Annotated in this window: 19 protein-coding genes; 12 read left to right on the forward strand and 7 right to left on the reverse strand. The window is 58.9% G+C overall.

What is annotated here, in order from left to right:
• Positions 1–147: 147 nt before the first annotated feature.
• Positions 148–879, reverse strand: a complete 732-nt coding sequence (locus ACL9RI_RS05225; protein ID WP_422725518.1) for a DJ-1/PfpI family protein — start codon at positions 877–879, stop codon at positions 148–150.
• Positions 880–1,014: 135 nt separating this feature from the next.
• On the opposite strand from ACL9RI_RS05225, the gene ACL9RI_RS05230 reads away from it, so the two are divergent.
• Both ACL9RI_RS05230 and ACL9RI_RS05235 read left to right on the forward strand, forming a co-directional pair.
• Positions 1,015–1,956 (forward strand): GlxA family transcriptional regulator, encoded by a 942-nt coding sequence (locus ACL9RI_RS05230; RefSeq protein WP_422725519.1) that lies wholly within the window; start codon positions 1,015–1,017, stop codon positions 1,954–1,956.
• A 57-nt stretch (positions 1,957–2,013) separates the two neighbouring features.
• Entirely contained in the window at positions 2,014–2,415 is a 402-nt protein-coding gene (locus tag ACL9RI_RS05235; RefSeq protein ID WP_422725520.1) for a lysozyme inhibitor LprI family protein, read from the forward strand.
• Between the two features lie 68 nt (positions 2,416–2,483).
• Here ACL9RI_RS05235 and ACL9RI_RS05240 read toward each other — a convergent pair whose 3' ends face one another.
• Both ACL9RI_RS05240 and ACL9RI_RS05245 read right to left on the reverse strand, forming a co-directional pair.
• Complete coding sequence (locus ACL9RI_RS05240) at positions 2,484–3,020, reverse strand: Csu type fimbrial protein (RefSeq protein ID WP_422725521.1); 537 nt, start codon at positions 3,018–3,020, stop codon at positions 2,484–2,486.
• Positions 3,021–3,438: 418 nt separating this feature from the next.
• A complete protein-coding gene (locus ACL9RI_RS05245; protein ID WP_422725522.1) occupies positions 3,439–5,670 on the reverse strand; it encodes an NADP-dependent isocitrate dehydrogenase in 2,232 nt (743 codons plus the stop codon).
• A gap of 369 nt (positions 5,671–6,039) precedes the next feature.
• Here ACL9RI_RS05245 and folE2 point away from each other — a divergent pair, with 369 nt between their 5' ends.
• The 6 genes from folE2 (at position 6,040) to ACL9RI_RS05275 (ending at position 12,008) form a co-directional block, all read left to right on the forward strand.
• A complete protein-coding gene (gene folE2, locus ACL9RI_RS05250) occupies positions 6,040–6,966 on the forward strand; it encodes a GTP cyclohydrolase FolE2 (protein WP_422725523.1) in 927 nt (308 codons plus the stop codon).
• Between the two features lie 83 nt (positions 6,967–7,049).
• Positions 7,050–7,217, forward strand: a complete 168-nt coding sequence (locus ACL9RI_RS05255) for a hypothetical protein (protein ID WP_422725524.1) — start codon at positions 7,050–7,052, stop codon at positions 7,215–7,217.
• A gap of 112 nt (positions 7,218–7,329) precedes the next feature.
• On the forward strand, positions 7,330–8,166 hold the full coding sequence (gene blaOXA / locus ACL9RI_RS05260; RefSeq protein WP_422725525.1) for a class D beta-lactamase: 837 nt from the start codon (positions 7,330–7,332) through the stop codon (positions 8,164–8,166).
• 92 nt (positions 8,167–8,258) lie between these two features.
• On the forward strand, positions 8,259–10,739 hold the full coding sequence (locus tag ACL9RI_RS05265) for a penicillin-binding protein 1A (RefSeq protein WP_422725526.1): 2,481 nt from the start codon (positions 8,259–8,261) through the stop codon (positions 10,737–10,739).
• A 34-nt stretch (positions 10,740–10,773) separates the two neighbouring features.
• Positions 10,774–11,490: a hypothetical protein gene (locus tag ACL9RI_RS05270; RefSeq protein WP_422725527.1), complete on the forward strand. Its 717-nt coding sequence runs from the start codon at positions 10,774–10,776 to the stop codon at positions 11,488–11,490.
• Between the two features lie 170 nt (positions 11,491–11,660).
• Complete coding sequence (locus ACL9RI_RS05275; protein WP_422725528.1) at positions 11,661–12,008, forward strand: helix-turn-helix domain-containing protein; 348 nt, start codon at positions 11,661–11,663, stop codon at positions 12,006–12,008.
• 49 nt (positions 12,009–12,057) lie between these two features.
• Here ACL9RI_RS05275 and ACL9RI_RS05280 read toward each other — a convergent pair whose 3' ends face one another.
• A complete protein-coding gene (locus ACL9RI_RS05280) occupies positions 12,058–12,624 on the reverse strand; it encodes a hypothetical protein (RefSeq protein ID WP_422725529.1) in 567 nt (188 codons plus the stop codon).
• A gap of 90 nt (positions 12,625–12,714) precedes the next feature.
• The gene (locus tag ACL9RI_RS05285; protein WP_422725530.1) at positions 12,715–13,002 is read right to left on the reverse strand and encodes a putative quinol monooxygenase; all 288 of its coding nucleotides are present in this window, start codon (positions 13,000–13,002) and stop codon (positions 12,715–12,717) included.
• A 315-nt stretch (positions 13,003–13,317) separates the two neighbouring features.
• On the opposite strand from ACL9RI_RS05285, the gene ACL9RI_RS05290 reads away from it, so the two are divergent.
• Positions 13,318–13,977, forward strand: a complete 660-nt coding sequence (locus tag ACL9RI_RS05290) for an EcsC family protein (RefSeq protein WP_422725531.1) — start codon at positions 13,318–13,320, stop codon at positions 13,975–13,977.
• 517 nt (positions 13,978–14,494) lie between these two features.
• On the opposite strand, the gene ACL9RI_RS05295 is transcribed toward ACL9RI_RS05290, so the two are convergent.
• Positions 14,495–15,667, reverse strand: a complete 1,173-nt coding sequence (locus ACL9RI_RS05295) for a phytanoyl-CoA dioxygenase family protein (RefSeq protein WP_422725532.1) — start codon at positions 15,665–15,667, stop codon at positions 14,495–14,497.
• Between the two features lie 110 nt (positions 15,668–15,777).
• On the opposite strand from ACL9RI_RS05295, the gene ACL9RI_RS05300 reads away from it, so the two are divergent.
• The 3 genes from ACL9RI_RS05300 (at position 15,778) to hpaR (ending at position 19,273) form a co-directional block, all read left to right on the forward strand.
• On the forward strand, positions 15,778–16,821 hold the full coding sequence (locus ACL9RI_RS05300; protein WP_422725533.1) for a LacI family DNA-binding transcriptional regulator: 1,044 nt from the start codon (positions 15,778–15,780) through the stop codon (positions 16,819–16,821).
• An 80-nt stretch (positions 16,822–16,901) separates the two neighbouring features.
• Positions 16,902–18,719, forward strand: coding sequence for a DUF885 domain-containing protein (locus ACL9RI_RS05305; protein ID WP_422725534.1), 1,818 nt, complete (start codon positions 16,902–16,904; stop codon positions 18,717–18,719).
• A gap of 98 nt (positions 18,720–18,817) precedes the next feature.
• The gene (gene hpaR / locus ACL9RI_RS05310) at positions 18,818–19,273 is read left to right on the forward strand and encodes a homoprotocatechuate degradation operon regulator HpaR (RefSeq protein ID WP_422725535.1); all 456 of its coding nucleotides are present in this window, start codon (positions 18,818–18,820) and stop codon (positions 19,271–19,273) included.
• A gap of 7 nt (positions 19,274–19,280) precedes the next feature.
• Here the strand turns inward: hpaR and ACL9RI_RS05315 are convergent, their stop codons facing one another.
• Positions 19,281–20,042, reverse strand: coding sequence for an SDR family oxidoreductase (locus ACL9RI_RS05315; RefSeq protein WP_422725536.1), 762 nt, complete (start codon positions 20,040–20,042; stop codon positions 19,281–19,283).
• Positions 20,043–20,090: the final 48 nt, after the last annotated feature.

Consider the following 20,090-nt stretch of genomic DNA (forward strand, 5'->3'; position numbering starts at 1 on the left):
AACCCAGCGCGAAAATGCCTTGTAGGCCGCCTGCCAGGGTGGGAACCTTCCGGGCAATAGGTAGCCAGGCACAGCCTGTGCGCAGCGATGCATTGACGAGATCGCGGCGGCTGTAATGCACCGGTTGTTGATTTTGTCTAGACCCTCTTAGACGGAAGCCGGTGTTTGCGACCGTGCTCGGCGCTCCATGTGCGCCTTCGCCACGCGTACCGCTTCGTCGGTTCGCCCCCACAGGCCCTTTATTTGTTCGACGATTTCAGGCCGCGCGCTACGCGGATGTCCTGAGTTCATTGTCGGCTGCGGGTCGTATTCCAGAACGAGTTGTGTAAATTCTGCCGCGTCCCGCCCTTTGATCTCTGCGATGACCTGCAGCGCAAAATCAATTCCAGCCGTTACACCACCGCCGGTGATGCGGTTCCTGTCGACGCAGACCCGTTCATAGCTCGGCTCGATACCCAGTGCTATGAGTGGTTCATAGAACGGCCAGTAGGTGGCCGCGCGGTAGCCCTCCAGTAACCCCGCCATTGCGAGAAGCACAGAACCTGTGCATGCGGAGGTTATATAAGTGGCAGTCTTTCCGGCCCGGGCAATAAAGTCCAGAAATTCCTGGTCTTTCATGATCTCTGGGGTTCCCGCGCCGCCAGCGACAAACAGCACGTCTAAATTGTCCGGAACGTCATTAATTGTAATCGTCGGGTTCATGGTAACCCCCATATCCGTTGGAACAGGATCCATGGTCTTCCAGATGATGTGTGTTTTGGCATGAAGGCCAAATGCAGTCTGTGGCCCTGCTAAGTCTTGCAGCGTAAAGCCTGGAAAGATCACCATGCCTATCTGTAGTTGGCGGTCTTCAATTTTCTTACTCAGTTTATCGGACATCGTTTTTCTCCTTTGTTGGACTTGACTACAGCATAGCCCTGCCAGACAATATGCGTGAGTGGCAGGAATGACAAAAGGCGATTGGTTTCTGCCAGAATTTGCGTTTTAGAAATTTATAAAAAGGAGTCTATTTCCATGCATAGGATCGCGGTTCTGGCGTTGGATGACGTGGTGCCGCTGGACTTTGGCATCGCCTATCAGGTTTTCGCGTTGGCCCGTCAGATTGACGGAAGCAAAGCCTATGATGTGGAGGTGTGCGGACCTAAGCGGAGAATTCGGGCGGCTAGCTTCGATATGCAGGTGCGACACGGACTTGATCGCCTTGTGCAAGCCGACACCATTGTCATACCAGGAAGTGAGGACCCTTTCAGCGCGGTTCCCAGGGCTGTAAGCTTAGCGCTTCAGCGCGCATATGATCGCGGTACAAGATTGGCGTCTATTTGCACGGGAGTCTTTACCCTTGCCGCAAGCGGCCTGCTTAATGGAAGACGCGCTGCTACGCATTGGCGTGTTGCAGAGGACCTTGCCAGGCTTTACCCCCAGATAAAAGTCGAACCAAATGTTCTGTTCGTCGATGAAGGTAGTATCGTGACCTCGGCCGGCGCGTCGGCAGGTCTGGACATGTGCCTGCATCTCGTGCGACGCGATTACGGCCAGTCTGTTGCTGCGAACACTGCCCGCCTAACGGTCGCGCCAATGCGCCGGGACGGCGGTCAGGCACAATTCATTCGCCAGGAACTCCCCAGTTCGCCAACAAGCTTGACGTCATTGATCGAGTGGCTGCGAGACCATCTGAGTACCGTGCACACTGTCGATAGTCTTGCGATACACGCCAATATGAGCCCCCGTACCTTTGCTCGACGATTTCAAGAACAGACAGGTACCACCCCGTTGCAATGGCTTCTCAATGCGCGTATCGATCGAGCGCGTGAATTACTTGAGGAGAGCGAGGTATCGATAGATCAGACAGCATTTCTTTCGGGGTTCGGTTCAGCGGTGACTTTCCGGTCACGTTTCCGGCGGGTTGTAGGTCTTACCCCGACAGAATACCGTCGTCGATTCAGCGCTACAAACTAGCTCTCATTAACTTGACGTTACGCTGGTATCCACAGCAATCACAACGAAAGCTCACGCATGCCCCGCCATTTATTTCCCCGTTTGTTCGCCTTTACCCTTGCTTTCTTCCCTGCCGTTGCGTTTGCACAAAGCAGTAATCCCTGCGATACGCTAAACGGTACGATCGAAGTCAATGCCTGCGCTCAACAGACGTTTGAGGCGAAAGACAAGGAGTTGAACCGTGTTTATCAGACGGTGCTCAAGCAGCTCGACACCTACCAGGATAATGGGCCGGCCACCAAAAAGTTACTGATTTTGGCGCAGCGCAAATGGGTGGAGTTCCGGAATGCGGACTGCACTGCAGAAGAGCGGCTTTATCAGGGCGGATCGGCGGCGGCTGCGATTTATCTCGACTGCATGGTGCACCATACGGAGCAGCGTATCAAGGAATTGCGGCCCACCGCCTGGCAGGCTGGCTGAGTAACTCCAGCTTCAGTAATGCCAGCTTCAGTAACGCCAGCTGCCGATGGGCTTTCGGTTCGGGCGGTCTAGAAATACACGGTTGCCGTAATCGTCGATTTATAGGTGTCCGGCGCTGGCGTATTTTGTGCCGGGATGTTGCCGTAGACGGTGATCGCTTGCGCGGAGCCGCTGCCGACGCCGCTGACGGTGTCGGTGCCCTGGGTATTGCCCCAGTTGGTGGCGCCTGCGGTCTGGTACAGGTTGAATTGCACGACGCCCGTATTGCCGCTGGTGCTGCTGCTCAGGTTGCGGGTGGTGATGGTGGAGCCGGTGCCGGTGCCGGCGTTCAAGCCCACGTTGTAGGGGGTGGTGTTGGTGCAGGTGACACTGACCGTGGTATTGACGTTGAGGGGTGTGGACAGCAAGCCCTGGGTTTGACCAAAGTCCAGCGGCGCGGCTGAGATGGTGCAGTTGGCGACGATTTTCAGGGTGACGTCGAATGGCCCGGTACTGGTGCCGGTGCTGTACACGGCGGCGCCGACGGGAATTGCTGCGGTGGCGCCAAACAGCGCCAGTGCGGACACGGCGGACAAGTGGGAGAGTTTTATGCGCAACGGTAACATTATGGCCTCCTGATGATGGGGGATCATGAATCGACGTTTCCAGGTGCAAGGCCGCGACGGGATGCCGTAGCATTGCTGGCGCTGCCCTGCGTCCTTCCAGATTTAAATGTCATTCGGATAACTCAAATTGCTTTGAGTCAATCTATGCCTGGATTATTAGCGATCTGAAAAATTGCTGCTTTTGCTAGCGGCGAAAGCACTTCTGATGCGGGCGAAGAATGTAAAAAAAGACGCGTACTCTGTGTGTCAGCTAACACAAGCGCTGTTTTGACGGAAGGAAGAAGGGGGTTGCCGCACGATCAAGCCGGCAGGGAAGGGCGCCATGGCATGCTGGGAACAGCGCGCCATGGCGTTTTTGTTGCCGAAGTTACAGCAGATGCCGGCGTTGCTGCCAGCATCCGGGTTTGAGGCCGATGCTTTAGATGGTCGACAGCGCTGCGTTCAGGCTGGCGCTAGGACGCATCACGGCGTCGGTCTTGGCTGGATCCGGGTAGTAGTAGCCACCGATATCCGTTGCCTGGCCTTGTACCGCTTTCAGCTCTTCAACGATTTTCGCTTCGTTTTCCGACAGGGCTTTCGCCAATGGTGCGAAGTGCGCTTGCAGTTCTGCATCTTCCGTTTGCGCGGCCAGGGCCTGTGCCCAGTACAGGGCCAGGTAGAAGTGGCTGCCGCGGTTGTCGAGTTCGCCGGTACGTGGCGATGGCGATTTGTTGTTGTCCAGCAGCTTGCCGGTGGCTTCGTCCAGGGTCTTGGCCAGCAGCTTGGCTTTGGCGTTGCCGGTCTTTATGCCCATGTCTTCCAGCGACACGGCCAGGGCCAGGAACTCGCCCAGGGAATCCCAGCGCAGATGGTTTTCTTCCACCAGTTGCTTGACGTGTTTAGGCGCCGAACCGCCAGCGCCCGTTTCGTACATGCCGCCACCGGCCATCAGCGGCACGATCGACAGCATCTTGGCGCTGGTGCCCAGTTCCATGATCGGGAACAGGTCGGTCAGGTAGTCGCGCAGGATGTTGCCGGTCACCGAGATGGTGTCCAGGCCGCGCCATGCGCGTTCCAGGGTGTAGCGCATGGCGCGTACTTGCGACATGATCTGGATGTCCAGGCCGTTGGTGTCGTGGTCTTTCAGGTAGGTTTGTACCTTTTTGATCACTTCGTTTTCGTGTGGACGGTATGGGTCCAGCCAGAACACGGCAGGCATGCCGGAGTTGCGGGCGCGGGTAACGGCCAGCTTGACCCAGTCGCGGATCGGCGCATCCTTGACCTGGCACATGCGCCAGATATCGCCTTCTTCCACGTTTTGCGACAGCAGCACTTCGCCCGTGACCAGGTCGGTGATGTTGGCCACGCCCGCTTCCGACACTTCAAACGTCTTGTCGTGCGAACCGTATTCTTCCGCTTGCTGGGCCATCAGGCCCACGTTCGGCACGGTGCCCATGGTGCGCGGGTCGAAGTTGCCATGCCATTTGCAGAAGTTGATCATTTCCTGATAGATGCGGGCAAAGGTGCTCTCTGGCATCACGGCCTTGACATCTTTCGGACGGCCATCGGCGCCCCACATCTTGCCGCCGATACGGATCATGGCTGGCATCGATGCGTCGACGATGATGTCGTTCGGCGAATGGAAGTTGGTGATGCCCTTGGCCGAGTCCACCATCGCCAGTTCCGGACGGTTGGCGTGGCAAGCGTGCAGGTCTTTCAGGATTTCATCTTTTTGCGACGCTGGCAGGGTTTCGATCTTGTCGTACAGATTGACCATGCCGTTGTTGACGTTCACGCCCAGTTCTTCGAACAGGGCGGCGTGCTTGGCGAACGCGTCCTTGTAGAAAATGCGTACGCAATGGCCGAACACGATAGGGTGCGATACCTTCATCATGGTCGCCTTGACGTGCAGCGAGAACATCACGCCCGTCTTGTGCGCGTCTTCCAGTTCTTTTTCGTAGAACTCGAGCAAGGCTTTTTTGCTCATGAACATGCTGTCGATGATTTCGCCCGCTTGCAGCGAGACCTTCGGTTTGAGCACGATGGTCTTGCCCGACGTCGTGATCAGTTCCATCTTGACATCGCGCGCGCTTTCCAGGGTCAGCGATTTTTCGCCGTGGTAGAAGTCGCCGTGGTGCATATGCGAAACGTGGGTGCGCGAAGCCTGGCTCCATTCGCCCATCGAATGTGGATGTTTGCGTGCAAACTCTTTCACTGCTTTTGGTGCGCGGCGGTCGGAGTTGCCTTCACGCAGGACCGGGTTGACGGCGCTGCCGATGCATTTGCCGAAACGTGCCTTGAGGGCTTTGTCTTCGTCGGTTTTTGCGTCTTCCGGGTAGTCTGGCAGTTTGTAGCCACGGCTTTGCAGTTCGCGCACGCAAGCGATCAGTTGCGAGACGGACGCGCTGATGTTCGGCAGCTTGATGATGTTGGTGTCGGCGTTCTGGGTCAGTTTGCCCAGTTCAGCCAGGGTGTTCGGTACTTTTTGCTCGTCAGTCAGGTATTCAGGAAACTCGGCCAATACGCGCGACGCCACCGAAATATCGCTGGCAACCACGTCCACGCCTGCTTGCGCGGTGAACTTCTTGATGATAGGCAGCAGGGAGTAGGTCGCCAGCAATGGCGCTTCGTCCGTCAGCGTATAGATGATTTTTGATTTTTGTGTTGTCATGTTCATTTCCTCGTATGCGGTGGTGCCCGGTAGTTCCCGGCGGTTAACTTGCTACCCTTCTTACTTCCGTTTTGCTTCATTCCCAGGGCCACCTGGCAGTGCCAGGTGTTGCTATTCCAGATATAACTATTATCTTGTTTGCATTGAATGCCTGGTGTGCGGGCGCTGGCGCCTGCTTCAGCCACTGTCTATTTTAGACTGTCCTACCACTCTGTGCCTAAATTCTGAAACGTAATCATATATAAGACATCTTATCAATGACTTAGGAACGCCCAATATCGGCCATCAGACCCTTAAATGCAATTGACTTGCAAAAATGGCGGCATTTCTGCATGATATCGGGCCATCTTGCCATCGAGGATATTAGGTATGAAACGCGATCATCTCAACACGCCGCTGCCCGACGTCGCCGCCGGCGCCAACGGCGGCAATCAATTACCGCTGGACTGGGTCGGCATGCAGGGCATCGCCTTGCCGCTGCAACTGCTCGAGCAGGGCGCGGCCGGAAGCGTGGTGCAGCAGGTGCACGCGTGGGCCGACGTGCAGGTCGATTTGCCCGACCCGAAAGTGAAGGGCATACACATGTCGCGCCTGTATCTGCTGCTCGATGCTTTTGCGGCAAAAGAAAGCCTGGGCGCTGCCGTGCTGCATGACTTGCTGCTGCGCATGGTCGACAGCCACGCCGATTGCAGCGCCACGCAAGCCCGCCTGTACCTGGCCTTTCCCTTGCTGCGGCGCCAGCCGGCCTTGCTGACGGCCGGGCTGGCAGGGTGGAAATCGTATCCCGTGCGGTTGCAGGCACAATTGTCGCCGCGCGGCTTCAACCTGGACGTGAGCGTGGAAGTGGGCTACTCATCGACCTGCCCATGCTCGGCGGCATTGGCGCGGCAATTGCTGGCCGACGGTTTTGCGGCGCAGTTCGGCACGGGCAATATTGATGGTGCGGCGGCCCAGGCCTGGCTGCGCGAGCATGGCAGCCTGGCCACGCCACACAGCCAGCGCAGCCTGGCGACCGTCACGGTGGCCTTGCAAGGCGATGGCCCGCTGGGCTTGTTCGGCTTGATCGATGCGGTCGAGGCGGCGCTGGCCACGCCGCTGCAAACGGCCGTCAAGCGGGCCGACGAGCAGGGCTTTGCCCGTTTGAATGGCGAAAACCTGATGTATGTGGAAGATGCGGCACGGCGCGTGCAGGCAGCGCTGCTTCCCCGTTATGCCGGGGCGCAGGTGCAAGTGCGGCATATGGAAAGCCTGCATCCGCACGATGCCGTGGCGCAAGCTGGTGCGGCACTCGCCTGAGCGTCACCCGTTCGTCATATAAAGGGGCTACACTTTATCCACTTGTGTATTGGACTTATGTATAGAAATAGAGGAGGTGGATCATGGCAGAGAAAACCGGGCGGACGGACATCGGTGAGGCGCTGGAAGAGGAACTCGAGCGCGAACGGCGTGAACACGTGCTGATCGACGAGGAAAAACTGGGCATGGACGAACTGGAAGAAGAACATTTGAAACGCGAGCGCGTGCCGGCGGGCAAGCCGCAGCGTTGAAGACTTGCCATTGCCCGCACCATAAAAGTGCAACATTGCTGGTGTTGTATGCCGCAGGCCATTACAATTTTTAATCCTGCCATTTAAAGCTGCTCCAGCTTCCGGACTGCCCATGACATATACACGTTTATTTCCCACCGCAATGCGCACGGCACTGGGCCTTGCCGCAGCGATACTGTTTGCCACCACTACCCAGGCCGCCACCCTGTGCACGGCCATGCTCGATGCCAAGTCGGGATCGGTGCTGCTGGAAGAAGGCAATTGCGTGGACCGGGTCACGCCTGCGTCCACTTTCAAGATCGCCATCAGCCTGATGGGCTATGACGCCGGTTTTCTCAAGGATGAGCACACCCCCAGCCTGCCATTTCGCGAAGGTTATGCGGACTGGGGCGGTGCGCCCTGGCGCCAGGATACGGACCCGTCGCGCTGGATGCAGTATTCCGTGGTCTGGTATTCGCAGCAGGTGGTACAAAAGCTGGGCCAGGACAAGTTCCATAAATACGCCAAGGCTTTTAGTTATGGCAATGCCGATGTCTCTGGCGATCCGGGCAAGAACAATGGCCTGGAGCGTTCCTGGATCAGTTCATCGTTGAAAATCTCGCCGCTGGAGCAACTGGGCTTCCTGCGCAAACTGGTTACCGGCCATTTGCCGGTATCGAAGCAGGCAATCGACATGACCAGCAAGCTTACGCGCCTGGACGACTTGCCTGGCGGTTGGCAATTGCATGGCAAGACGGGCGCCGCCTTCCCGCGCAAGGCCGACGGCAGCTTTGATGAAGCGCACGGTTATGGCTGGTTCGTTGGCTGGGCGACCAGGGGCGAGCGTACCATCGTGTTTGCGCGGCTGGTGCAGGACGAGCAAAAAGGCCTGCAATCGGCCGGCCTGCGCACGCGCGCCGCGATGCTGAAGGAATTGCCGGCCATGCTGGAAAAAGCCCAGCAGCAGTAAGCGTCGATTTTCATCCTGCCCGCTTGCCTGCCCTGTATACTTGCCGAAACGGATAATCCGCATCAGACAAGGTAGCAAGCATGGCAACAGGCATGGAACAGTTTCAGGCAGCGGCACGCCGCTGGGCACAAGGCGCACGCGTCATCGCCGTGGAGTGGGGCGCACGCTTGCGCGAGTGGACGCTGGCGCTGTATGCGCGCAAGCGCGCCCAGTTGATGGCCTTGTCGCCCGCACGTAGAGTCTTGCAGCTTGGACTGTGGTCCGGCCTGGCCTTGCTGGCGCTGCTGGCCGTCTACATGTTGCTGCTGATACCGCTCACGCCCAGCATCCACGATCTGCGCCAGGCGCGTGCGGCCGCGCCCAGCACCATGGTTAGCGCCGATGGCAAGGAGCTGGCCCGCTTCGACCAGGGCTTGCAGGAAAGAGTGACCCTGAGCCAGATTTCGCCGAACGTGGTCAGCGCCCTGATCGCCACCGAAGACCGCCGCTTTTATGAGCACCACGGCATCGATTTCAAGCGTACGGCCGGCGCCATGCTGCACAGTATGAAAGGCGATGCGCAGGGCGGCTCGACCATTACGCAGCAACTGGCGCGCAATATGTTTCCTGAGGAAATAGGGCGCTCGCGCAACCTGAACCGCAAGCTCAAGGAATTGATCACGGCGCTGAAGATCGAGGCGACCTACAGCAAGACGGATATTCTGGAAGCGTATCTGAATACGGTGCCGTTCCTGTACAACACCTACGGCATCGAAATGGCGGCCCGCACTTATTTCGACAAGCCGGCCGCCCGCCTCGACATCCTGGAAAGCGCCACCCTGGTCGGCATGCTCAAGGGCACGAATTACTACAATCCCGTCGGCAATCCCGAACGCTCCTTGCAGCGCCGCAATGTGGTGCTGGGGCAGATGCGCAAATACGATGTGATCGACGAGGCACGCTACCAGCAGCTGATCAAGCGGCCGCTACGCCTGCACTTCGAGCGCCAGAGCGAACGGGCGCAGTCGGACAGCCATTTCACGGCCTATGTGCGCAAGTGGCTGATCGACTGGGCCGATGAAAACGACTACAGCCTGGAACTCGATGGCCTGGTGGTGCACACCACGCTCGATTACAGCTTGCAGCAGGCGGCCGAGCACGCTGTCGAACGCCAGGCGAATGCCTTGCAGGCGATCGCCGACGTGGAATGGAGCCGCGCCGGCATGCCGTCGTCCACCTCGACCGGCATGTACACCGCCATGCAGTCGGGCAGCCCCGCGTTCGAGTATTTCTGGAAATCGCATCCGGCGCTGGAAGATGCGGTGGTGCGCGAATCGACCGAATACCGCAAGGCCGTCGCCGAAGGCGCCGCCGCTGGCGATGCGCTGGCCAGCCTGAAAAAAGACCGCAGTTTCATGGCAGCCCTGCATCAATCCAAGACGCGGCTGCAAGCGGGTTTTGTGGCGATGGACCCGGCCACGGGAGCCGTGCGCGCCTGGGTGGGCAGCCGCGACTTTGCGCATGAACAATTCGACCATGTGGCCCAGGCGGCGCGCCAGCCCGGCTCCACCTTCAAACCCATCGTGTATGGCGCGGCGCTGGAAAAGGGACTCAGCCCCGACCATGTGTACCGCGATGCCGTGATGGATATCAAGGCGGCCGATGGCAGCAAATGGCGGCCGACCGACATGAGCGGCACCACTGGGCGCGACATGACCATGCGCGATGGCCTGGTGTATTCGAAAAACACGATTACGGCGCAAGTGATGCAGGACGTCGGCTTGCCCGACATTATCAAACTGGCGCGCGCGCTCGGTGTGCGCGACAGCAAGCTGGCCCCCGTGCCATCCCTGGCGCTGGGCACCAGTCCCGTGACCTTGCTGGAAATGGTCAACGCCTATGCCAGTATCGCGGCCCAGGGCGAGGCGCGCCTGCCGTTTGTCGTCACCCACATCACCGACCGCACGGGTAAAACCATCGCCCGTTTCGGCGACGACAAGCCCAGGCGCGCCATGACGGAAAAGTCGGCGAACATGCTGACCGACATGATGCGGGGCGTGATTGACCGTGGCACGGGCACGGCGATACGCAACCGTTTCGGCATCCGCTCCGACGTGGCCGGCAAGAGCGGCACCACGCAAAACAATGCGGACGGCTGGTTCATCATGATGCACCCGGAACTGGTGGGTGGCGCCTGGGTGGGCTTCAACGATGCGCGCGTCACCATGCGCAGCAACTACTGGGGCCAGGGCGGCCACAACGCCGTGCTGCTGGTGGGCGACTTCTTCAAGACGGCGCTGGAATCGGGCAAGCTGTCGCGCGACGCCATCTTCCCCGGTGGCAAGCCACCGCCGCCGCTGCGCCATGTAGAGCCGGTCGAGGCGCCGCAGGACGAGCCCGTGGAAGAGCCGGGCGACCTGCAGCAGGAGGGCGTGCCCGCCGCGCCAGCCGTACCGCAAGCGATGCCGCCGGAAGGGGCCGATGGGCAGGAGATACATGGGAATCCGGTGCCGCCGGCTGCGCCGGCGCCTGCTCCAGTACCGCCCCCGGTCCCTGTCCCGCAGCCAGCGCCGATAGTAGCACCGCAAGCTTGATTGTTTATTTAAATATAGACATAGAGGAAAAACAATGTTTTTGGGCTTACCGAGATTGAGTATTTCCTTGTGTTTATTGCTATGTGCAATGCATGCCACAGCGCAGGAGCTGATTCCCGCGGGATCGAGAAATGGCATTGTTACCTTGGGCGAAGCAGTCAGGCAGTCTTCGATGATTGTGAGATTGAAGATCGCATCCACACGCCCGGTCATCATTGATGGGCAAGGCAGGCAAGATACCTGTGGCTTCATCTATGTGGCCAAAGTGCTGGATACCCTGAAGGGAACTGCGCTACGGGATGTGACGTTTTTTGTTCCATCGAATGTGACAACAGCCGATATTGAAGTGAATTATCTGGCCTTCCTGAAATATCGCAGTGAGCCCGAAGTGACGAGTATTCAGAATACTTTAAGCGACAGTTTGCAAAATGGCGAGGATGCCAGCGTGCGTTGCAAATTCCCGAGCGGATACTACATGCCTTCCTACTTGACGCTGATGCCGTTTGACCTTGAGGCGGCCAGGCAGTTTGGCGGTGTATGGCTGTCACTGAAGGCAGATCCGGGCAAGCCCGAGCTGATTCTTTGCCAAGTAGCAAAAACCGGGTCAGACAAAGTCGAAGATAAATTTAATAGAAGAAAAATATCTGGCGACCATGTCACAAGCTGGACAGAAGTGTCGCGGCTGATCAAAAAGGCCAATGGCATGTTCAGCTTTTTGAACAGGAGCGGCCTTGATGAGTGCTCAGGGTAAATCCATCCTGGTGTTTGCCGGATTGAGCTGTATGTAGTCACCTTGGTGGCTGAGATTGATTTGATCCCATTTTGGGACTAGCATCAATCCATGCGTATCCTGGCCAAGCCCACATTGCCTGCTTTTGATAGTCAGGCAATTTATGCGGATGCGAAAGCGCCTCTGCTGGCGTGCATGGTCATGCGCTCAGGGTATGGTGGCCTGATCCGGCAGCGGCGAAAGCGGATTTCGGCACGCCCGAAGGCGATCGCCTCGACGTGCTGGCGACTCTGGCCGAAGCCTATGAGACGCGCCATTTTGTGATGGAATTTCCTGACCCTATCGATGCGATCAAGTTCAGCATGGAGCAGAAATCGCTGGCGCCCAAGTATATGGAACCGATGATAGGCCGCCTGAACCGTGTCTATGAAATACTCAATGGTACGCGCCAGCTGACACTGCCCATGATCCGGCGCCTGCATGCGGAACTGGGTATTCCGGCGGAAGTGTTGATACGTCAAAAGACGACAGCTGCCTGAGCGTATCAATCTTCGCCGATAAGCAAAGGGTTGCATCACACCTGGCCTGTCAAGGCGTCGTCACGCCTTGATGCTGGAATTCGATGCGGTTGTTCTGGTAATCGCGTTTCTGGTACGGCCCGAAGACGCGCAGGTTTTCCTTGTCGCTGGCATTGCTTTGTTCACGCTTCATGCGCCGCAGCAGGGCGGCATCGGTGAGCGGCGCGCTGGTGGCGCTGAAGATATCGTGCCGCACGCTTTGCTTGGCGTCGTAGCCGCGCGAAATGAGGGTGAGCTTGCGGCTGGCGGGATCAAAATACAGGCGCAGGGCGTCCGTATTCATGTCTTGCAAATACAGGCCGTCGTCGCGCTGCTGGGCAAAGTAATGGTCGCCGCACACAGCCTTTGGCTCGCGTTTCCACTCGCAGGCGAACAGGATCAGCAAGTGCTTGTCATCGAGCTGCTTGATCGAGATCCGTCCTTTGGAATAACCCCAGGTGCTCGCTGGCACGGTGGTCGACGAGGCCAGGTTGTAATCGCCCGCCAGGTCCGGCAGCGAGGTTTGTGCCGAGGCATGGAAGCAGAGACTGAAAGCGACGGCCGCTGCGGCGCCTTTCAGCGAAAAAAATGAAGTCATGATCGCTATCAAAATTGCTGTCAAAAAAGTTGCCATATTATAGAGGGCAACTTTCTCGGGAGACCGCACGCTTGGGTCTTGCGGCGATCTTTACTTCAGCTTGCTCAACTCCGCGATATCGATCTTGACCACCTTGTCGCCGACGGCAGCGCCCAGGGCCTTGTAGTGGGCTGTCTCCGCATGGGTGCTCAAGGCGGCCTTGTCGGTCCACTCTTCCAGCATGATGAAGCGCGTGGGAAGCTTGTTATCGACATGCAGCTCGTAGCGCAGGCAGTTGCTTTCCGCGCGGCTCGGCGGCACGACGGCTTCCAGGGCGGCGCGCACGGCGTCGATATGGTCGGGTTGGGCATCAATGGTGGCGACGACGATCAGGGTCATGGTGTTCCTTGTGAAGTATTAGGGCTGAAGCAGCTTAGCTTATTTTGCCCTTTCTCGCTTCTCGCTCATAGGCTGGCTGCGCCGAAACAGTTTCCGGCGCAGCCGGAAAATCATCATCAGATTCAAGCAACTTGCAGTACGCGGATATGTCAATAAGTAAATTTCTTATATCGCGAAAATAAATATTCAGATTGCAAAGTGAGATAACTTTAATTTCAATTTTGGCAATAAATTTCATTTAAAGAAAAAATGCAGATAGTATAGTATGTGTTGCATTTTGGAAATTTATATGTTAAATTTGAAATTTATTGTTGAATGAGAGATGAAATCGTGGCAAATGATTTGACACATGGAAAAATAATGCAAGCGTTGGACTGGGCTTATGATAAGGCAGTCAATGGAGTACCTGGGCTTGATTCTGCTAGTGAGATGGCGAACGAGTATTTGGCGGGAACAGGAACACTTGAAGAAAGAATTAATTCCTTGATCCGCTGGCAGAATACAAAGGCTGGCACTTCGGGTTTTTTAACTGGTTTAGGTGGCATTATTACAATGCCGATTACTATCCCCGCAAACATTGCATCCGTAATGTACGTGCAAATTAGAATGATTGCTGCGATTGCTAAAATGTGCGGACAGGATTTGCATAGCGATAAAGTGAAAACGTTAGTCTATGCTTGTCTAGCGGGTGAAGCTGCAAAAGATATTTTGAAAGACGCTGGAATTTTGCTGGGTACCAAGGTGGCCATGAGCGCCATTAAAAATATTTCAGGGAAAACTATAACATCAATTAATCAGAAAGTTGGTTTTCGATTATTAACCAAATTTGGTGAAAAAGGTGTTGTAAATCTGGTGAAAGTTGTTCCCTTACTTGGCGGGGTCGTTGGTGGTACTGTTGATGCAGTCGCAACTAATTTGATAGGTAACTTTGCAAGAAATACATTTATTGACTGCGTTGAGTTGAGTGAGATCTAAGTGGTTTTTGTAAAATTATTATTAATTTCTGCGAGAAAAAGTGGATGCGTTGTGTGTAATAGGTAAACCTTACTGGCACGCTTTGCAGTGCATTACATATGGTAGTCAGAAATGATAATTTATTAGACCTTACTTTAGAACTTACCCCAATAGATGAATACGCGATTTGCTGCTGCTCCTCAAAAAATGGGTTGTGTAGGTTGTCATCGCATGGCTAGCTGTCCAATTTGGCCTTGCTCGCTCTCCTGGTGAGCTAGCTGTGAAAAGACGTCCACTAAAGGATAGGAAACTAACATAATCACGCAGGGGCTGCGCCGAAAACTTTCCGGCGCAGCCAGAAAATCAGCTGACGATCAGGCCGCTTGCAGCGTGGCGATCTGCGATCTGTTCAAAGGCTACGGTCGGCGCTTGAACCTTGGCGCCTAGGCCTATGCGCAACGCGACGCAGTCGATGCGGCGCGGCTGGTGTTTGATGCACAGTCCGATGCACTGCCGTAGAGCTATTAGGCTAGCGTGATCATACATGCTGCCGCCATTCCTTGCCCTCCAGCGCCTCGACCAGGCGCGCCAGCGGCCAGTCTTCCGCCAGCGCCTGCAGCATGATGTCCTGCTGGGTTGGCGGCGCCATGCCGCCGATCGGCTGGTCGCGGTCCAGGTTGCTGGGAAAGGCATAACCTTCGGCGCAGGCGGCGACCGCGTTGCGTATTTCGTCGTGGACCAGCGTTCCCTGCGCGCGCAGCGCCTGCAGTGCGGGATACAGCGCTGCGCTCATCTGCTTGCGGTCCAGCGTTTCCATCGCCCGCCCGAACGGCGAGGACACCTGCAGCAGGTTGGCCATGCGGCGGATATCCGGCGACCGGTTGTGGCCGGCGGCGTGCAACAGCGCGGGATTGAAGAAGACGGCGTCGCCCTTAGACAAGGGCAGCTGCACATGGTGCTGCTGGAAATATGCGCGGAACGCAGGCTGCTGCCAGGCGAGATAGCCGGGCTGGTAAAGTTGCGAATACGGCAGGTACAAGGTGGGACCCGATTCCAGCGGCATGTCGCAATGCGCGACCGCGCCCTGCAGGGTGAGGCAGGCCGACATCTGGTGCACATGCGCAGGATAAGCGGCGCAGGCGGCCGCGCCCTGGAAGCCCAGGTGATAGTCGCGGTGCGGCGCTTGCGCGGCGCCACCCGGATTGACGACATTCACTTGTGCCGTGATCTGGTAGGCGGGTCCCAGCCAGGCCTGGCAAATCCAGGCGAGGACGGGATTGCCGTAATAGCGCGCGAAGGCTTCCGGGGCGCGCAGACACAGTTTTTGCTGGGCGTTCCAGATGCGGTCGTTGGCGCCCGCCGTGGCGAAATGGTCGCCGGCCGCCTGGCCGCTGGCATGCTGTTCGGCGATCAGCTCCCGAAAAACGTCCGTGACCTGTTCCAGCGTGCCCAGGTCATCGACCGCGCGCTGCAGCACGACGATGCCGGGGCCATGCAGCAGCGCCTTGCCCCATTCCGCCTGCAGGGCGCGCAGCGCTTGCGAGCCGGGTGCGATCTGGCGCAGCCGGTGGCAGTCGTACAGCGGGATGTTCGATGCGACCGTTGCCGCCAGCGGATAATCGGCCAGGTCGGTGAACCGGCTGACGGTGCGGATGAAATCATCGAGCCGGCAGTCCTGTGCCGACAGCCAGAATGTCTCGTTGTTTGCCATGCCATGTCTCCGTTTTAGTATGGTGATGCGATCCTGTTCAGGTAGTATAGGGATGCATTCCCGCAGAATGCATCAGGAAATCCATCAAAAAACCCTCAAAAAACTGAGCGATGACGCATCCCTTTCCAGTCAAGGTCGTGGCGTTGCAGGCCGGCGTCAGCACTGCCACCGTCGACCGCGTGATCAAGGAGCGCGGGGGCGTGCACGCCAATACAGTGCGCCGCGTGCGGCAGGCGCTGGCGGAACTGGAACGGCAAAGCGGGCAGGTGGGCCTGGCCGGCAGAAAATTCATGATCGATGTGCTGATGGTGGCGCCGCTTCGGTTCACGGACGCGGTGCGCCGTGCGCTGGAAATGGAATTGCCGTCGCTGCACCCGGCCGTGCTGCGTTCGCGTTTTCATTTGCATGAAACGCTGGCAGTCGCGCAGGTCGTGGAACAGCTCGAACGCATCCGCAAGAACGGCTCGCACGGCGTGCTGTTAAAGGCGCCGGACGTGCCGCCGGTGGCTGAGGCCATCGGACGGCTGGCGGCTGCCGGCATTCCGGTGGTGACCCTGGTGACCGATGTGCCGGGGTCGGCGCGCCACAGCTATGTGGGCATGGATAACCGCGCGGCCGGTGAAACGGCGGCGTACCTGGTCGGGCAGTGGATGGGGGCCGCCAGGAAGCAGGAAGTGCTCGTTACCCTGAGCAGCAACCGTTTTCATGGCGAGGAAGAGCGCGAGATCGGTTTTCGGCGCGCGCTGCGCCAGCATCACCGCCACCTGGCGATCGTCGAAGTGAGCGAAGGCCATGGCATCGATGGCGCCACGGGGGCGCTGGTGCGCCAGGCCCTGCTTGATTACCCCGGCGTGGCCGGCGTGTATTCCATCGGCGGCGGCAATGCCGCCATCGTGCAGGCTTTCCGCGACATGGGCCGGCGCTGCAAGGTGTTTATCGGCCACGATCTCGATGCGGATAATGTGGCGCTGCTGAAGGCGGGCGCCATTCACGCCGTGCTGCACCATGACCTGGGCCAGGACATGCGCCGCGCCTGCCAGGATATCCTGCGGGCGCAAGGCGCCTTGCCCGCATTGCGGCAGGCGCCGTCGCTGTCGGCCATCCAGATTGTCACGCCCTGTAATTTGCCGGTGCTGGCGCTGCGGCCCACGTAAGCATGCCTGATTGACAGTCGCAGGGTGCTGGCCGATACTCGCCGTTTCGCTCATCGTTTACCTGTGAAAGGAACGCCCCGATGTCCGTCCGTCCGAAATTGTACAAGACCGTCCTGGCAGCCGCGCTGGCTGCCGCGTTGTCCACGGCCTTTGCCGTCCCTGCCATGGCTGCAGCAGCGGCCGCGCCGGCAGCATCGGCTGCCTGGGTCGAGGCCAGCAACCGCAACGCCGCCATCGTGCTCGAAGCCCAGGCCCGGTTCTCGCCCGAAAATGCCTCCGACACGGGCTTGTCGCAATACGATGGCCTGGCGACCGACCTGGGGCCAAAGATCACCGAGCGCTATGTGGCCGCCATGCAGCAGGCGCGTGCCAGGCTGCAGCAGCGGCTGGCCGCCGAGAAGGATGAGCGCATCCGCCAGGATCTGGAGATTTTGACGCACGCCGTCGATAACGAGATCGCGGGCGCGCAGCTGGACGCCAAATACACTTTGCCATGGGTCGACGTGCCGCAGCTGGTATTCGGCAGCATGCAAAGCCTGCTGCAGGAGCAGCGCCCGGCCGCACGCCGCGCCAAGGCGCTGGAACTGCTGCAGCGCTACGTGGGCCAGTTCCCCGGCAGCACGGCCATCACGGCGCAGGCCAAGGCCCGTTTCACGGAGAAAATCGGCCAGCAGGGCCTGGCAGGCCCCGTGCGCCTGCAGGTGGAGCAGTCGCTGGAGAACGTGCCGGTGTATATCGCCGGCATCCGCAAGCTGTTTGCCGACATGAAGATCGCCGGCGCCGAACCGGCGCTGGCGGCCATGGAGCAGCAGTTGAACGAGTATGCCGCGTGGGAGCGCCAGACCGTGCTGCCTTTGTCGCGCACGGATTTCCGCATGGCGCCCGAACTGTACGCATTCCGCCTGAAGCAGGTGGGCATCGACATTGCACCGCAGGCGCTGATCGAGCGGGCCGAAGTGGCTTACCTGGAAACGCGCGCGGCCATGCAGGCGCTGGCGCCCGTGGTGGCGGCCAAACTGGCCTTGAAGGGCATCGATGGCAGCGATTATCGCCAGGTGCTGCGCGCCCTGAAAAGCGACTCGATTCCGAATGATCAGCTGGAAGCTCACTACAAGCAAGTCAATACGCAGCTCGAAGCGCGCATCCGCCAGCAGCGCGTGGTTGATCTGCCGCAGCGCGCGATGACCATGCGCCTGGCCTCGGCCGCCGAATCGGCAGCCCAGCCGGCGCCGCATATGCGTCCGCCTCCTCTGATCGGCAATACGGGCGAACATGGGCAGTTCGTGCTGACCGTGAGCAATCCGGCCACCAGCGGCAAGGGCGAAGTCTATGATGACTTCAATTTCTTGGGCGCCGCCTGGACCCTCAGCGCGCATGAAGGCCGTCCTGGCCATGAGCTGCAGTTCAGCGCCATGGTGGAGCGCGGCGTGTCGCAGGCGCGCAGCCTGTATGCGTTCAACAGCGTCAACGTGGAAGGCTGGGCGCTGTATGCGGAAGCGGAAATGCTGCCGTACGAGCCGGTCGAAGGCCAGTTCATCGCGCTGCAGTTCCGCATGCTGCGGGCGGCACGCGCCATGCTGGACCCGATGCTGAACCTGGGCCAGGTCACACGTGAAGAAGCGGGCCGCATCCTGACGGACGAAGTGATGCTGTCGAAACCGATGGCGCGCCAGGAGCTGGACCGCTACACCTTCAACATGCCGGGCCAGGCGGGCAGCTATTTCTACGGCTACACGCGCATCCTGCAGCTGCGCGCCGAGACCGAGCTGGCGCTGGGCGCGAAGTTCGACCGCCTGGCGTTCAACAACTTCCTGCTGGGCCAGGGCCTGCTGCCGCCGGACTTGCTGGCGAAAGCGGTGCGCGAGCAATTCATCCCGGCGCAAAAAGCCAGGGGCTGATCGCGCCCCTGTCCGCATGCATGGCATGCGGACAGGGATAAATTCTTGTCAGTCGTATAATTACAGGCAAGCCCATAACCTCTGCCATGGAGTACCGCTTGCAGCCTTTGATACGCTATCCCAATATGCCGCAGCTCCTGCTCAAGGCGCGCGACAGCCTGTTGCAGCATTTCCGGCCCATCCTCAACCACTTCGGCGTGACCGAGCAGCAATGGCGCATCCTGCGCGCGCTCAATGCCGGCCCGGCCCTGGAACCGCGCGAACTATGCGATCTGTGCCAGATTTCCAGCCCCAGCATGAGCGGCATCCTGGCGCGCATGGAAGACACGGGCCTGATAGTGCGCAGCAAGGTGGCGGGCGACCAGCGCCGCCTGCAAGTGCAGTTGTCGGACGCCGGCGCGAGCCTGGTGATCGAGATGGGCAAGCTGATCGACTTGCAATATGCCAGCCTGGAACAGGCTTATGGCAAGCAGGTATTCGAGGACATGCAACTGGCGCTGGAAGCCTTTATTGCACTCGACACCTTGCCGGTAGCGCCGGCGATTTTGCGCTGACCCTGTTTTACGCCGCAAAGCCGCCGTCGATCTTCAGTCCCGCCCCCGTCACGAAAGCCGCTTCGCTGCTGGCCAGGTAAGCCACCATGCCGGCCACTTCCTCGCCGCTGCCGTGGCGCGGCAAGGCCATCAGGCCGTGCATGACGGCGGCAAAGTCGCCCGTCGGCGGATTCATGTCGGTGGCGACGGGGCCCGGTTCCACATTGTTGATGGTGATGCCGCGCGGACCCAGGTCGCGCGACAGGCCTTGCGTCAATCCCGACAACGCCGACTTGCTCATGGCATAGGCGGCCGCGCCGGCAAACGGCATGCGGTGCGCATTGGTGCTGCCGATATTGATGATGCGCCCACCCTCGGACATATGCGGCACGGCTGCCTTGATGGCGACAAACACGGCGCGCACGTTGACGGCCACCGTCTGGTCGAAATCGGCCAGCGAAAAATCGTCGATGGCGCCCATCAGCAGCACGCCTGCATTATTGACCAGGATATCGAGCCGGCCGAATTGCGCCGCTACCTTGCCGATAGCGCCGGTGAGGGCGTTCGCGTCGGCCGCATCGGCTTGCAGGGCCAGCGCCTTGCCGCCCGCCGCTGCGATTTCCTGCACCAGCGATTGCGCTTCATCGGCCGAACGCTGGTAAGTAAAGGCGACGGTGGCGCCTTCGCTGGCCAGGCGGCGCACGATGGCCGCGCCGATGCCGCGCGAGCCGCCCGTGACAAAGGCGATTTTTTCGGCGTGGCGCAGCGGGAAGTGGTTGGTGGTGTTCATGATGGCTTTCCTGTAGTAGGTGGTGGAGTAGTCAGTATCTGCCTGTCA

Origin of the sequence: Janthinobacterium sp. Mn2066 (genome assembly GCF_049319705.1) — a bacterium.
Lineage (GTDB): Bacteria > Pseudomonadota > Gammaproteobacteria > Burkholderiales > Burkholderiaceae_D > Janthinobacterium.

Bases quoted from the DNA above. Each gene is read 5' to 3' on its own strand.
- ACL9RI_RS05225 (WP_422725518.1), bottom strand. From the start codon at position 879: ATGTCCGATAAACTGAGTAAGAAAATTGAAGACCGCCAACTACAGATA.
- ACL9RI_RS05230 (WP_422725519.1), top strand. From the start codon at position 1,015: ATGCATAGGATCGCGGTTCTGGCGTTGGATGACGTGGTGCCGCTGGAC.
- ACL9RI_RS05235 (WP_422725520.1), top strand. From the start codon at position 2,014: ATGCCCCGCCATTTATTTCCCCGTTTGTTCGCCTTTACCCTTGCTTTC.
- ACL9RI_RS05240 (WP_422725521.1), bottom strand. From the start codon at position 3,020: ATGTTACCGTTGCGCATAAAACTCTCCCACTTGTCCGCCGTGTCCGCA.
- ACL9RI_RS05245 (WP_422725522.1), bottom strand. From the start codon at position 5,670: ATGACAACACAAAAATCAAAAATCATCTATACGCTGACGGACGAAGCG.
- folE2 (WP_422725523.1), top strand. From the start codon at position 6,040: ATGAAACGCGATCATCTCAACACGCCGCTGCCCGACGTCGCCGCCGGC.
- ACL9RI_RS05255 (WP_422725524.1), top strand. From the start codon at position 7,050: ATGGCAGAGAAAACCGGGCGGACGGACATCGGTGAGGCGCTGGAAGAG.
- blaOXA (WP_422725525.1), top strand. From the start codon at position 7,330: ATGACATATACACGTTTATTTCCCACCGCAATGCGCACGGCACTGGGC.
- ACL9RI_RS05265 (WP_422725526.1), top strand. From the start codon at position 8,259: ATGGAACAGTTTCAGGCAGCGGCACGCCGCTGGGCACAAGGCGCACGC.
- ACL9RI_RS05270 (WP_422725527.1), top strand. From the start codon at position 10,774: ATGTTTTTGGGCTTACCGAGATTGAGTATTTCCTTGTGTTTATTGCTA.
- ACL9RI_RS05280 (WP_422725529.1), bottom strand. From the start codon at position 12,624: ATGACTTCATTTTTTTCGCTGAAAGGCGCCGCAGCGGCCGTCGCTTTC.
- ACL9RI_RS05285 (WP_422725530.1), bottom strand. From the start codon at position 13,002: ATGACCCTGATCGTCGTCGCCACCATTGATGCCCAACCCGACCATATC.
- ACL9RI_RS05290 (WP_422725531.1), top strand. From the start codon at position 13,318: ATGAGAGATGAAATCGTGGCAAATGATTTGACACATGGAAAAATAATG.
- ACL9RI_RS05295 (WP_422725532.1), bottom strand. From the start codon at position 15,667: ATGGCAAACAACGAGACATTCTGGCTGTCGGCACAGGACTGCCGGCTC.
- ACL9RI_RS05300 (WP_422725533.1), top strand. From the start codon at position 15,778: ATGACGCATCCCTTTCCAGTCAAGGTCGTGGCGTTGCAGGCCGGCGTC.
- ACL9RI_RS05305 (WP_422725534.1), top strand. From the start codon at position 16,902: ATGTCCGTCCGTCCGAAATTGTACAAGACCGTCCTGGCAGCCGCGCTG.
- ACL9RI_RS05315 (WP_422725536.1), bottom strand. From the start codon at position 20,042: ATGAACACCACCAACCACTTCCCGCTGCGCCACGCCGAAAAAATCGCC.